Origin of the sequence: Janthinobacterium sp. SUN026 (assembly GCF_030397625.1) — a bacterium.
Lineage (GTDB): Bacteria > Pseudomonadota > Gammaproteobacteria > Burkholderiales > Burkholderiaceae_D > Janthinobacterium > Janthinobacterium kumbetense.
Genome location: NZ_JAPQNU010000005.1, coordinates 530,849 through 544,212, shown reverse-complemented (window position 1 = coordinate 544,212; position 13,364 = coordinate 530,849). Strand labels below are relative to the sequence as shown.

Here is a 13,364-nt window from a genome sequence, read left to right as displayed (position 1 = left end):
ACGTTCCCACATCAAGGCCTTCTGCGTCTCGGTGTAATAAATACGTGGTTTCTGTTTCATCTTCAACACTCCTGTAACCTAGACATTTAGGTTAGAGTGTTGCGACCACCGATTGAATCCGCAGGCGAAAGCAGACTCACACTCGCAAAAGGCAAGCATACTCCCAGACTGCCGCGGAACCAGGCGGCGCCCTGCCCTTGTCATCCCAACATCAACATTCCCCCATGGAACAGCACCGCCACCTAAGAAAAACCCCGGCGTACCGGGGCAATTTCCAAGCTTAAGCGCGGGCGCTGCGGCCAGGCAGCGCCAGGCGCCGGCTGGCTGAGACGGAAGCCGGGGCCGGCAAGCCGCCTGCCACTTTCAACGGTTTTGTCTGGGCGTCGCCACGCAGGCGGAACACGGCCACCACGTCGACCAGCTCGACGGCGCGGTCTTGCAGCGAGGAGGCGGCGGCGGCTGCCTCTTCCACCAGGGCCGCGTTCTGCTGGGTCACCTGGTCCATTTGCGAAATGGCCTGGTTCACCTGCTCGATGCCGGCGCTTTGCTCGTGGCTGGCGTTGGCGATATCGCCCATGATGTCCGTCACGCGGCGGATGCTGGCGACGATTTCTTCCATCGTCGCGCCCGCCTGGTCGACCAGCGCGCTGCCCGTGTTGACCTTGTCGACGGAATCCTCGATCAAGCCCTTGATTTCCTTGGCGGCAGCGGCCGAGCGCTGCGCCAGGTTGCGCACTTCCGTTGCCACCACGGCGAAGCCGCGGCCCTGTTCGCCCGCGCGGGCCGCTTCGACGGCCGCATTCAACGCCAGAATGTTGGTTTGGAAGGCAATGCCGTCGATCACGCCGATAATGTCGGCGATCTTCTTCGCCGATTCGTTGATCGAACCCATCGTGCCCACCACTTGCGCCACCACGGCGCCGCCCTTGCGGGCCACGTCCGAAGCGGACACGGCCAGCGAGTTCGCCTGGCGCGCATTGTCCGTATTCTGGCGCACGGCCGAGGTCAGCTCTTCCAGGCTGGACGCAGTTTCTTCCAGGGAAGACGCCTGCTGCTCCGTGCGCACGGACAAGTCCGCGTTGCCGGCGGAAATCTGCGCGGCCGCCACGCTGACCGTATCGGCCGAGGTGCGCACGGTGGCGATCACGCCGACGATGCGCTCGAGGAATTTGTTGAAGGCGGTGGCCGTGCGGCCCACTTCATCCATGCGCTCGACGGGCATGGCGGCGGACAGGTCCAGCGAAGCGCTGACACGCTCCAGCGTGTGTTCGATATCGCCCAGGCCGCCGCTGATGGTGCGGTAGATATGCCAGGCCAGCGCGCCCGTCAGGAGCACGGCCACGCCCAGCACGGCCAGCATGGTGTTGAACGCCGTATCGTAGGCTGCCAGGCTTTCCGCTTTCACGTCATCGACCAGCTTGTTGTTGTAGGCGATATGGTCATCCATGCTTTTCTTGGCGGCCGCGGCCGTGATGGCCAGCGGCGTGCCGGCCAGCAAGGTGGCGCGCACGCCATCCATGTCGCCCGCGTAGGCGGCGGCAAAGAATGGCACCAGCGCGCGGCGGTAGGCTTCCATGGCGGCCTGGTCGGCATCGAGCATCTTGCTGTCCGTCGCGTCGTACAGGCGCTCGGCGCGGTAGGTGGTGATGACCTTGTCGAAATTCGTGTTGGCATCGGCCACGGCCTTGTCCAGCGCCGTCTTGTCGGCCAAATTCGAGAACACGGACAGGCGGTAGCCAGCCAGGCGCGAGTCGGCCAGGAAACCCTTGGCCGCATTCAAGCCCTGGATGCTGGGGATGATGCGGTTTTGCACCGTGTCAAAACGCTCCTGGGCGCGCTGCAGCTGGATGGCGCCGCCGGCGCCCAGCAATAGCAGGGCCAGCAAGGCGATGGTGAGAGTCAGAATTAATTGCTTGGTGATATTCATGGTGTTTCACAGTAAAAAGAGTGGCCTGGCAAGGCCAGGCAGGATAAATAGCTGCCGATCGGGTGGCCGGGGATCGGTGGCTAGGCCGCCAGCGGGGAAGCGTCAGGCGTGCGGCGCAGCAAGTCGCCATGCTGGCGGCAAAACGCCAGGCCCGCCTTGTGGCCCACGTCGAACAGCAGTTGCATGTTCGAACTGGACCAGTCGAGGGTATCGGGCCAGTGCTGTTCCGGGATGCCGCCCATCAGGTCGAGCTTGAGCAGGCGCCGCTTGGGCTGGCCCGTGCGCGCATCCGTGTTGTGCTCGAGTTCGAACAGGCGCAGCTCGCTCTTGGAAATCTTCACCAGCGGCGTGATGATGGAGCGCACCCAGGCGTCGTACAGGTTGCGCGGTTTGCGCAGCAAGCGCTCGTCACCGAGGATATCGAGGATGACCAGGGTGTCGGCGTCATGGTGCTCGCCCTTGCCTTCGATAAACGGGTCGAAATTGAGCGTGTCGAGCGCCGCGCCTTCGATGTAATCGTCGCCCGCGATGGTCGTGGGCGCATACAGGAAGGGAAACGACAACGCGGCGCGCACGTGGATGGGTTCGATTTCGTGCTTGCCCCAGATTTGCATGCGGTGTTCGCTGAGGTTGTAGGCATTGATGTAGAAATCGGGACGCATGCGGGCTACGCCCGAGAAATCCACGGCCTTTTCCAGGAAGGGCAAGTGCGCGCACAGGCCCAGGCTTTTCGCCGACAGGTCCGACGGCGACAGCGACGACACCATCAGCTTGCCCCAGTCCGACCAGGCCGTGGGCACGCCCGCAAACGTTTGCTGGAACGCCTGAAAAAAAGGATTGTTGGCCGGCGGCTGGAAGGCATCGCGGAAAGTGCTCGCGTGCATGCCCGGCTTCTGGAACACCTTGTAGTTGATCGGGATCATCTTGTAGATGCTGTCGGCCACGCCCGTGTCGGCCCAGCTTTGCAAGGCCTGGCGCGGCGTTGCCTCGTGCGGCGTCGTGTAAAGCAAGCCCATCAACACACCGGCGCCCGAGGCGGAAATGACGTCGAACTCGATGCCTTCGTCGAGGAAAGCGGCCAGGGCGCCGGCGATCAAGGTGGAATTTGGTGCGCCGCCACCAAGCAGCAGACCCGTTTTACGGGCCGGTTTCGCTGGCGCGGCTGGCGCCAGATCCGGCGGTGTCGTAGTGACTGTCTTCATGCACACTCCCTGAACGGAACGGGGTTACCATCCCTTAATTGTTGGTTACTACACGCTTATGGCGCCTAATCCTGCACATGTTCCCGCAAGCGACCAGCCGATGCAATGTTGCAGAAACAGATATGAAATTAACATAAATAAATTCCTTATGGCAATTTCCATAACGAATGACCGGTATTCAGGAAGGGTATAAGTTGATGCCGTGCGGCATTGCCTGATGCGGTGCAGCAAATATAAATTCAGCGGTGTTAGGAATAATCTCTTTGGGGTAGGAATATTCCCCAACCAGCCGCCGGCGCGGCGGCCAGGGGCATCACGGGAAGGACGCAGGGTCGGCAGGGGGCGCGGAAAAATGCAGGTGGGTACACAAATGGTCAACAAAGACGCGAATTTTGGGCGACAGGTGGCGGCTCGATGGCCACAGCACCCAGAACTTGCTTGAGTGCAGCAGGTAGCCGGCCAGCACGGCTTGCAATTCGCCGCGCGCGATGGCGTCGCGCACGATAAAGTCAGGCAGGTAAGCGAGGCCCACGCCTTGCGTGGCGGCGCCGATCAAGGCTTCGATATTGTTGCAGGTCAAGGCGGTCGGCAAGCGCAACTCGCCGCCGCTGTCGCCCCCGGCCCGCTGCAGCGCCCATTCCTGCAGTTTTCCCGTGGTGGGGAATTTATAGCGCACGCAAGCGTGCCCTTCCAGCGCGCGCGGCGTGGCCGGCACGCCGTGGCGGGCGAAATACGCGGGAGAGCCCACGATGGCGAAGGCAAACGGCCCCAGCTCGCGCGCCATCAGCCGCGAATCCGTCAAGGTGCCGCTGCGCACGGCCACGTCGACGCCTTCGGCCACCACGTCGACCAGGCGGTCGTTGAAATCGAGGTCGAGCTCGATCTCCGGATACCGGCGCGTAAAGTCGGCCAGCAGGGGCAGGATGATGCGGTAGCCGATCACGGGCAGGCTGACCTTGAGCTTGCCGCGCGGCGCCTCGGCCAGGTGCGACAGTTCCGCCTCGGCATCGCCGAGGTCGGCCAGGATGCGCTGGCAGCGCTCGTAAAACAGCGCCCCCTCGTTGCTCAGGCTGATGCGCCGCGTGCTGCGGTTGAGCAGGCGCACGCCCAGCTTTTCTTCCAGCCGCGCCACGCTCTTGCCCACGGCCGAGGCCGACACCCCGAGCAGCCGCCCGGCCGCCACATAACTGGACGTTTCCGCCGCACGCACGAAGGCGGCAATGCCGTTCAGATTATCCATGTCATCTCGCCATGTTGATTAGGGAATATTTGTCCGTTATGAGTGGATTTTCAGCCACTTTTTCATTGATTACGTCCATATTATCATCGGATTCCCTCTTTCTGGAATCATTCCCATGGATACGAATCACCGTATGAAGCCGGCCTCCCCGGCCCGGCGCGCCTTCGTGCTGGCGGCCGTCTGCCTGGCCGCGCTATGCATGCCGCTCAGTTTTACGGGGCCGGCCATCGCCATTCCCGCCATCGCCGCCGACCTGCACGGCTCGCCGCTGGCGCTGGCGTGGATCACGAATGCCTTCATGCTCAGCTTTGGCGGCTGCCTGATGGTGGCTGGCGCGCTGGCCGACCGCTATGGCCGCAAGCGCGTGTTCTTGCTGGGCATGGGCGTGTTTTCCGCCGCCGCGCTGGCCCTGTCGGCCGCGCCCGGCATCCTGTGGCTCGACGTGCTGCGCGCCGTGCAGGGCCTGGGCTGCGCCATGGCCCTGTCGAGCGGACTAGCGGCCCTGGCGCAGGAATTCGACGGCCCCGCCCGCGCGCGCGCCTTCAGCCTGATCGGCACGGCCTTCGGCGTGGGCCTGGCCTTCGGTCCTTTCCTGGCCGGCACCTTGATCACACACACGGGCTGGCGCGCCATTTTTGTCGCCACGGCCGCGGCCGGCCTGACCGCCCTGCTGGCCGCCGCGCGCGCCATGCGCGAATCGCGCGACCCGCAAGCGCAGGGCGTCGACTGGCCCGGCGCCCTGACGTTTACCGGCGCATTGTCCCTGTTTACCTATGGCTTGCTGCAGGCACCCGACAGTGGCTGGAGCAGCGCCGCCAGCCTGGGGCTGCTCGGTGGCGCGGCACTGCTGCTGGCCATCTTCATCCGCGTGGAACGGCGCGCGGCGCGGCCCATGCTGGATTTATCCCTGTTCCGCCTGCCCGCCTTTGCCGGTGTGCAACTGCTGGCGGCCGCGCCCGCGTTTTCCTTCGTCGTGCTGCTGGTGCTGCTGCCGGCCCGCTTCATCGGCATCGAAGGCTACAGCGCGCTGGAGGCGGGACGCATGATGATTGCCCTGTCGGCGCCCATGCTGGTGCTGCCGATCCTGGCCGGCATGGCGGCGCAGCGCCTCGCCGCCGCGCACATCTGCGCCAGCGGCCTGCTGCTGGCGGCGGGCGGCTTGCTGTGGCTCTCCACCTGCGCGCCGGGCCAGTCGCCCGCCACCTTGCTGGGGCCGCTACTGCTGATCGGCTGCGGCATCAGCCTGCCCTGGGGCTTGATGGATGGCCTGGCCATCAGCGTCGTGCCCGTCGAACGGGCCGGCATGGCGGCCGGCATCTTCAATACGACGCGCGTGGCGGGCGAAGGGCTGGCGCTGGCCATCGTCAGCGCGCTGCTGGGCACCTTCACCATGGCGGCGCTGGGCGGCGCCGGCCTTGCCGGCATCGGCGCGGAGCAGGCGGCGCTGGCGGCGCCCTTCCTGGCGCTGGGCGAGCTGCGCCATGCGGGCGAGTTGTTGCCGCAGGCCGGCACCGCCGAACTGGCGCAAGCCTATGGCGCCGCCTTCCGCCACTTGCTGTATGTGCTGGCCAGCATCACCACGGCGTCGGCCCTGCTGATCCTCGCCTTCCTGCGCCATCCGGCGAATGCGGCCGACGCCGCGCGGGACGCGGCCGCCCTGCCCGCCTGCAAGACGCCAAACTAAGCGGCCCCGCTTTCCCGCAGCAGCCATCCCTTGCCCCGCCATACCCGGCGGCGCCCACGCGCCGCCGCCCGCCTTTGATGCTTCTCCGCAACACCTCAAAAGTTTTCAAAGATAAAACTAGTTTACTCATCAAAGCGCTTTGAACTATACTCAAAGCGCTTTGAAACATAACTAAAGCGCTTTGGTTGTGCGAAGTTATGCGCACCGATCCCACACCTATAAAAACACTGGAGACGCAATGAACAAACATTTCTTGAAAACTTTGCCTGCCGCCGTGGCGTTGGCCTTGAGCGCTTCGGCCGCCCAGGCTGCCCTGCCGATCGATTTCGGCGGCTACATCCGCTCGGGCTTCGGCACCAGCAGCGAAGGCGGCAAGGAAGCGTGTTTCGGCCTGGCCGGCGCCTCGTCCAAGTATCGTCTGGGCAATGAGTGCGAAACCTACGGCGAGCTGAAATTCGGCGGCGAAGCCTTCAAGGCAGCCAACGGCACCACCTTCCGCATCAATACCCTGGTGGCGTTCTCCGTCAACCAGAACCAGGACTGGGAGCAATCGGACCCGTCGTGGCGCGAAATGAACGTCGTCGCCGACAAGATCGGCACGGGCGCCTTCGCCGAAGCGCGCGCCTGGGTCGGCAAGCGCTACTACGACCGCCAGGACGTGCACATCACCGATTACTACTTCTGGAACAACAGCGGCCCTGGCGCCGGCCTGGAAAACATCGACCTGGGCGCCGCCAAGCTGGCCTACGCCGTCGTGCGCACGGCCGACGACGGCGACAGCAAGCGCATGGGCCTGTCCCACGACTTGCGCTTCTCCGGCATCAAGGTCAACCCGGATGGCGAACTGACCCTGGGTCTGCAATTCAACCAGAAACGCAATGCGCAAGGCGCGGCCCCCATCGCCAGCGGCCACTTGCTGACCATCATGCATACGCAAGGCAATCTGTTGGGCGGCTTCAACAAGGTGGCATTGCAGTACGGCAAGGGCAGCGCCGCCAACACGGGCGGCTTCAGCCTGGGCGCCAACAAGGATGACAAGGTCGTGCGCCTGACGGAACAGATCATGATCCAGCCCAAAGGCGCCTGGTCGGGCATGGGCACCTTCGTCTACGAAGACAAGGAATCGGCAGGCGTGAGCAGCAAGTGGACGTCGATCGGCGCGCGTCCCGTCTACCATTTCACGGACAACTACAGCCTGGCCGTGGAACTGGGCCACGACATCGTCAAGCCGGAAGGCGGCGAAAGCCGCAACCTGACCAAGCTGACCTTCGCGCCGCAACTGTCGGCCGGCAACAGCTTCTGGTCCCGTCCCGTGCTGCGCGCTTTCTACACCTACGCCAAATGGAACAAGGCAGCCCAGTCGGCTGCCGCCGCGGAATCGGCGCTGTCGTCGACCGGCGTGTTCGGTGGCAAGACCAACGGCAGCTCCGTCGGCTTCCAAGTGGAATCCTGGTGGTAATCGCAGGCCGCTAGAACGTTGGCAAGCGTCCCCGGACGCTTGCCGGTGGCAGCAACACCGCCCGCTTATCCAGGGGCAAGTAATATCCGGACCCACCATTTCGCCGCTGCACGCGATGGCCGGCAGCTTCAATGTAGTGATTCAGCAGTATCCTCTTTTAGCGCGGGCGCCCCTGGGTTTGCCCGCGTATTTTTTTGGGCGCCGCCGCCGCTTGTCATGACCCTGATCAATCCGGCATTTATCAGATAAACTACCCGTCATCGCACGGCACCGCTCCCGACCCACCCTGGATAGACCCCAACCGCAGCATCCATGAACCTCAAAAATCTCGCCAAAACGCTAGGAATATCCGAAACCACCGTCAGCCGCGCCTTGAATGGCTATCCGGAAGTGAGCGAACGCACGCGCGAGCGGGTGCTGGCCGCCGCGCAGGCGGCCGGCTACCGCCCCAATCCCATGGCGCGCAGCCTGGCCGTGGGACGCACGAATATCGTCGGCATCATCTACCCGCTGATGCCGAACGACCTGGCCGACCCCATGTTCATCGACATCGTGGGCGGCATGTCGGAAGCGCTGGAAGCGCAGCAGATGGATATGATGATCGCGCCCGCCTCGGCCACCAACGAATTCCACACCTATGAACGCATGGTCAAGGGCCGCCGCATCGATGGCCTGATCGTCGGACGCACGAAGCCGTTCGACGAGCGCATCGCCTACCTGGCGCAGCAGGGCATGCCGTTCGTCGCGCATGGCCGCACCCAGCTGAACCAGCCGCACGCGTGGTTCGACTACGATAATGAGGCGGGCATGCGCCTGGCCGTCGAGCGCCTGGCGCAGCTGGGCCACCAGCGCATCGGCCTGATCAGCGCCACGCCGGACCTGAACTTCGTGCGCCAGCGCGTCGAGAGTTTCCAGCACGCCATGCAGGCGGGCGGCCTCGCCGTCGACCCGGACAACCTGGTCGACAACGCGCACGACCGCCGCGCCGGCTACCAGGCCATGCAGCGCCTGCTGGCCCGCTCGCCGCGCCCTACCGCCGTCATCGTCGACAACCACATGTCGGGCGTGGGCGCCGTGCGCGCCCTGCTCGACGCGGGCATCGCCATCGGCCGCGACATGTCGCTGATCGTCTGGGGCGTGATGGAGGATTCCCTGGCCGGCCACAACGTCACCACCGTCGTCCAGCCCGACCCGCGCGGCGCCGGCGCGAAGATGATCCACATGCTGCTGGCCCTGATGGATGGCACGCCCGTCACCGACTTGCAGGAACTGTGGCCATGCGAACTGTTGCCGGGCGAGTCCGCCGGGCCTGTACCAAACTAGGCGTATTCCGCCTCCCCATGCCGCCGGCCGCCTGGCCGGCGCTCCCGCCTCGCCTTCCTGAATCACCCTCATAAAAAAATCGTATGTCTGGCGCGTGTATCGCTTTACTTTTCAAAGCGCTTTGAACTATACTCATTTCATACCCAAAGCGCTTTGAATTTTAAAATAAGACGTTCGCCTACCAACCAGCAGCGCCGCCCTGATAGCCAAGGCTACAGGCAACTTTTAAGAAATCATTCATGCCGACCATCCAGAACAATCTCGCCCACCTGCCCGCCGATTGGTGGCGCAGCGCCGTCATCTACCAGGTTTATCCACGCAGCTTCCTCGACAGCAATGGCGACGGCATCGGCGACTTGCCTGGCATTACTTCCAAGCTCGATTACATCGCCGCCCTGGGCGCCGACATCGTGTGGATTTCCCCCTTCTTCACGTCGCCGATGAAGGACTTCGGCTACGACGTGGCCGACTTCTGCGACGTCGACCCCATGTTTGGCACCCTGGCCGATTTCGACCGCCTGGTGGCGCGCGCCCATGAACTGGGCTTGAAAGTGATGATCGACCAGGTGCTGTCGCACTCGTCCGACAACCACCCGTGGTTCGTGGAAAGCCGCTCCAGCCGCGACAATGCCAAGGCCGACTGGTATGTGTGGGCCGACCAGAAACCGGATGGCACGGCGCCGAACAACTGGCTGTCCGTGTTCGGCGGTTCCGCCTGGCAATGGGAGCCGCGCCGCGGCCAGTATTACCTGCACGATTTCCTCGCCAGCCAGCCCGACCTGAATTTCCATAACCCGGCCGTGCAGCAGGCGCAGCTGGACAACCTGCGTTTCTGGCTCGAGCGCGGCGTCGATGGCTTCCGCTTCGATTCCTGCAACTTCCCGTATCACGACCAATTGCTGCGCGACAATCCCCCCGCCGCCCAGCGCGATGCGAGCAGCGTGTCCGCCATCAACCCGTACGGCATGCAGGCGCACGTGTACGACAAGACGCAGCCGGAAAACATCGCTTATTTGCAGCGCGTGCGCGCCGTACTTGACGAATATCAAGCCATTTCCATCGGCGAAGTGGGCGACGACAATGCGCTGGCCACCATGGCTGCCTATACAGGCGCCGACAAGCTGCACATGGCCTACAGTTTCAATTTGCTGACGGCGGAGTTTTCGGCCTCGCACATCCGCACGCAGGTCGAAGAGTTCGAAGCCCAGGTGGCCGACGGCTGGGCTTCCTGGTCCGTGGGCAACCACGACAGCGTGCGCGTCATGACGCGCTGGGGCGGCGAAAACCCGTCGCCATCGCTGGCCAAGGTGGTGCTGGCCGTGCAGGCGGCGCTGAAAGGCACGCCGTGCCTGTACCAGGGCGACGAGCTGGCCCTGACGGAAGCGGATATTCCTTTCGAAGCGCTGCAAGACCCGTACGGCATCCCGTTCTGGCCCCAGTTCAAGGGCCGCGACGGCTGCCGCACGCCGATGCCATGGGTGGCCGAGGCGCCGCACGGCGGTTTCAGCACGGCAAAACCTTGGCTGCCCGTGCCGCCTGAACACCTGGCGCGCGCCGTTGATGTCGAAGAAAACGATGCCGCTTCACCATTGCAGTTTGCGCAAAACATCCTCGCCTGGCGCCGCACGCTGCCGCAATTGTTGCGCGGCGACATAGTCTTCTTCGATGCGCCGGAACCCGTGCTGGCCCTGCGCCGCGACTTGCCAGGCCAAGCGCCCGTGCTGGCCGCCTTCAACCTGGGCACGCAAGCCGTCACGTTTGCCTGGCCTGACGCGGCGCCCGCAGCCGACCTGGCCGGTCACGGCTTGCCAGGAAACAAAAATGGCCAACAGATCAGCTTGCCTGCGCATGGCGGCTGGTTCGGCACCCTGGCGTAAATCGCAGGCTTTGGCGGCCATGCCGCCAATTACAATAACGAGCCCCGCGCATCAGCGGGGCCGAACAACAGAGTATCAGTGCTTGGCAAAATCGTAGCGAGCGGATGAAAGTTGTGGCTGAGAAGCGCAGCTGTGCGAATGCACAGTGAGCATCGCCAGCCGCAAGTTCGACGCGCAGTAGATTTGGCCAGGCACATTCAGTGAGATTGAGGACGACAGACATGGCTGGACTGAAGTTAACAGGCCTGAAGAAGGCATATGGCGACGTGCAAACCCTGCACGGCATCGACCTGGAGATCGCCGACGGCGAATTCATGGTCTTCGTGGGCCCGTCGGGTTGCGGCAAATCCACCTTGCTGCGCAGCATCTGCGGCCTGGAAGAAATCAGCGGCGGCGACTTGTATATTGGCAAGACCCGCATGAACGACGTGCCGCCCGCCAAGCGCGGCATCGCCATGGTATTCCAGAGCTACGCCCTGTACCCGCACATGAGCGTGGCGCAAAACATGGCCTTCGGCCTGAAACTGGCCGGCATGAACAAGGTGCAGATCGCCGACGCCGTGCAGCGCGCCGCGCAAATCCTGCGCATCGAACCTTTGCTGGAACGCAAACCAAAAGACTTGTCGGGCGGTCAGCGCCAGCGCGTGGCCATCGGCCGCGCCATCGTGCGCAAGCCCGACGTCTTCCTGTTCGACGAACCGCTGTCCAACCTGGACGCCTCGCTGCGCGTGCAGATGCGCATCGAACTGGCGAATCTGCACCGCGAATTGCGCTCGACCATGATTTACGTCACGCATGACCAGGTCGAGGCGATGACCCTGGCCGACCGCATCGTCGTGCTCAACGCGGGCCGCATCGAGCAAGTGGGCGCCCCGCTGGAGCTGTACCACCACCCCGCCAACCTGTTCGTGGCCGGCTTCCTCGGTTCGCCCCGCATGAATTTCCTCAAAGGCAAGATCCACAGCTACGCGGACGGCGTGGCCACCATCGCCACCAACGCGGGCGGCATGCTGCAAGCCGTGTTGACGCAGCCGCTGGCCAGCGGCACCCCCGTCACCGTCGGCGCGCGTCCCGAACACGTGCAGGCGTGCGCACCCGGCGCCACTGCCGCCCTCACGGCCACCGTGCAAGCGGTGGAAAAACTGGGCGACATCAGCTATCTGTATGTGCAGGTACCGGGCGGCGACGAGCCGCTGGTGGTGCGCGCCGATGCGGAAACGGACTGGGCCATTGGCCAATCCGTGGCGCTGCAGGTGGCGCCCGCCCGCGTCCATGTGTTCGACGAGCATGGACAGACGCGTACCTGATTCCGGATTTAAGGGCCAGGCGCTACAGGCGCCGCCTGGCCTGGTTGCATCGTTTCAGCCTTGATATTCAACATAAACTTAGCATAAAAAAAGATACTGGAGATTGACATGTCCTTCACGCACCCGAAACGCAGCTTCATCAAAACCACCCTGATCGCCGCCGCCCTGGCCGGCATCGGCAACCTGGCCGCCGTCAGCATGGCGAACGCGGCCGAAGCAGGCACCCTCTTGATCTGGATCAACGGCGACAAAGGCTACAAGGGCCTGGCCAAGGTTGGCGAGGAATTCACCAAGAAGACGGGCATCAAGGTCGTCGTCGAGCACCCGGAAGATGCGCCAAACAAATTCCAGCAGGCAGCCGCCGCTGGCAAGGGCCCGGACATCTGGATCTGGCCGCATGACCGCATCGGCACCTGGATCGACGCCGGCTTGCTGCAACCATTGACGCCAAGCAAGGAAGCGCGCGCCGCCATCCTGCCGCTGGCCTGGAATGCCTTCACCGTAGGCGGCAAGACCTGGGGCTACCCGATCTCCATCGAAGCCGTCGCCCTCGTCTACAACAAGGACCTGGTGCCGACCCCGCCAAAAACCTTCGAAGAAATCGCCGCACTGGACAAGAAATTGTCCGCGCAAGGCAAGAAAGCCATCTTGTGGGATTACACGAATACCTATTTCACGTGGCCTTTGCTGGGCGCGGGCGGCGGCTTCCCGTTTGAAGTCAAGTCCGACGGCCGCTACGATGCAGCGAAAACGGGCGTGAACAATGCCGGTTCGCAAGCTGGCGTGAATGCGCTGATGACCCTGATCAACAGCGGCGCCATGCCGAAGGGCGCGGGCTATGCCGAGATGGAAGCCGGTTTCAACCAGGGCAAGATCGCCATGATGATCAACGGCCCATGGTCGTGGGACAATGCGCGCAAGTCGAAGATCAATTTCGGCGTGGCAACGATCCCTACCGTCGCCGGCAAGACGGCCACCCCATTCGTGGGCGTGCTGGGCGCGATGATTTCGAAAGCCAGCCCGAACAAGGACCTGGCCACGGAATTCCTGGAAAACCAGATGCTGCAGATCAATGGACTGAAAACCATCAACGCCGACGTCCCGCTGGGCACGCCAGCCAACAAGGTGCTGTTCGCGGAATTGAAAGCCAATCCGAACATCCAGGCAACGATGGAAAGCGCGCAAGCGGGCCGTCCGATGCCGAACAACCCGGAAATGGGCCGCTTCTGGTCGTCGATGCAATCGGCGCTGGAAAACATCACGCAAGGCCGCCAGACGACCAAGGATGGCCTGGATGCGGCGGCGAAGCGGATTACGACGGCGAATTAAGCATATCGTACTGCCT

9 protein-coding genes are annotated in these 13,364 nt (G+C 63.7%); 6 read left to right on the top strand and 3 right to left on the bottom strand.

The window, feature by feature from the left end:
- Positions 1 to 280: 280 nt before the first annotated feature.
- The 3 genes from OX459_RS23330 to OX459_RS23320 form a co-directional block, all read right to left on the bottom strand.
- Positions 281 to 1,927, bottom strand: coding sequence for a methyl-accepting chemotaxis protein (locus tag OX459_RS23330; RefSeq protein ID WP_289906723.1), 1,647 nt, complete (start codon positions 1,925 to 1,927; stop codon positions 281 to 283).
- A gap of 80 nt (positions 1,928 to 2,007) precedes the next feature.
- Positions 2,008 to 3,129 carry a patatin-like phospholipase family protein gene (locus tag OX459_RS23325; RefSeq protein ID WP_289906722.1) on the bottom strand — a complete coding sequence of 374 codons (1,122 nt, stop codon included), beginning with the start codon at positions 3,127 to 3,129 and terminating at the stop codon, positions 2,008 to 2,010.
- A gap of 313 nt (positions 3,130 to 3,442) precedes the next feature.
- Entirely contained in the window at positions 3,443 to 4,369 is a 927-nt protein-coding gene (locus tag OX459_RS23320; protein ID WP_289906721.1) for a LysR family transcriptional regulator, read from the bottom strand.
- Between the two features lie 115 nt (positions 4,370 to 4,484).
- Here OX459_RS23320 and OX459_RS23315 point away from each other — a divergent pair, with 115 nt between their 5' ends.
- The 6 genes from OX459_RS23315 to malE all read left to right on the top strand — a co-directional run bounded on the left by OX459_RS23315 (position 4,485) and on the right by malE (position 13,348).
- Positions 4,485 to 6,053 (top strand): MFS transporter, encoded by a 1,569-nt coding sequence (locus OX459_RS23315; protein ID WP_289906720.1) that lies wholly within the window; start codon positions 4,485 to 4,487, stop codon positions 6,051 to 6,053.
- Positions 6,054 to 6,291: 238 nt separating this feature from the next.
- Entirely contained in the window at positions 6,292 to 7,512 is a 1,221-nt protein-coding gene (locus OX459_RS23310; RefSeq protein ID WP_099664596.1) for a carbohydrate porin, read from the top strand.
- A 312-nt stretch (positions 7,513 to 7,824) separates the two neighbouring features.
- Positions 7,825 to 8,835 carry a substrate-binding domain-containing protein gene (locus OX459_RS23305; protein WP_289906719.1) on the top strand — a complete coding sequence of 337 codons (1,011 nt, stop codon included), beginning with the start codon at positions 7,825 to 7,827 and terminating at the stop codon, positions 8,833 to 8,835.
- Positions 8,836 to 9,074: 239 nt separating this feature from the next.
- Complete coding sequence (locus OX459_RS23300) at positions 9,075 to 10,712, top strand: alpha-amylase family glycosyl hydrolase (protein ID WP_289906718.1); 1,638 nt, start codon at positions 9,075 to 9,077, stop codon at positions 10,710 to 10,712.
- Between the two features lie 221 nt (positions 10,713 to 10,933).
- Positions 10,934 to 12,019 (top strand): sn-glycerol-3-phosphate ABC transporter ATP-binding protein UgpC, encoded by a 1,086-nt coding sequence (gene ugpC / locus OX459_RS23295; protein WP_251351135.1) that lies wholly within the window; start codon positions 10,934 to 10,936, stop codon positions 12,017 to 12,019.
- A gap of 108 nt (positions 12,020 to 12,127) precedes the next feature.
- Positions 12,128 to 13,348, top strand: coding sequence for a maltose/maltodextrin ABC transporter substrate-binding protein MalE (malE, locus tag OX459_RS23290; protein ID WP_077402478.1), 1,221 nt, complete (start codon positions 12,128 to 12,130; stop codon positions 13,346 to 13,348).
- Positions 13,349 to 13,364: the final 16 nt, after the last annotated feature.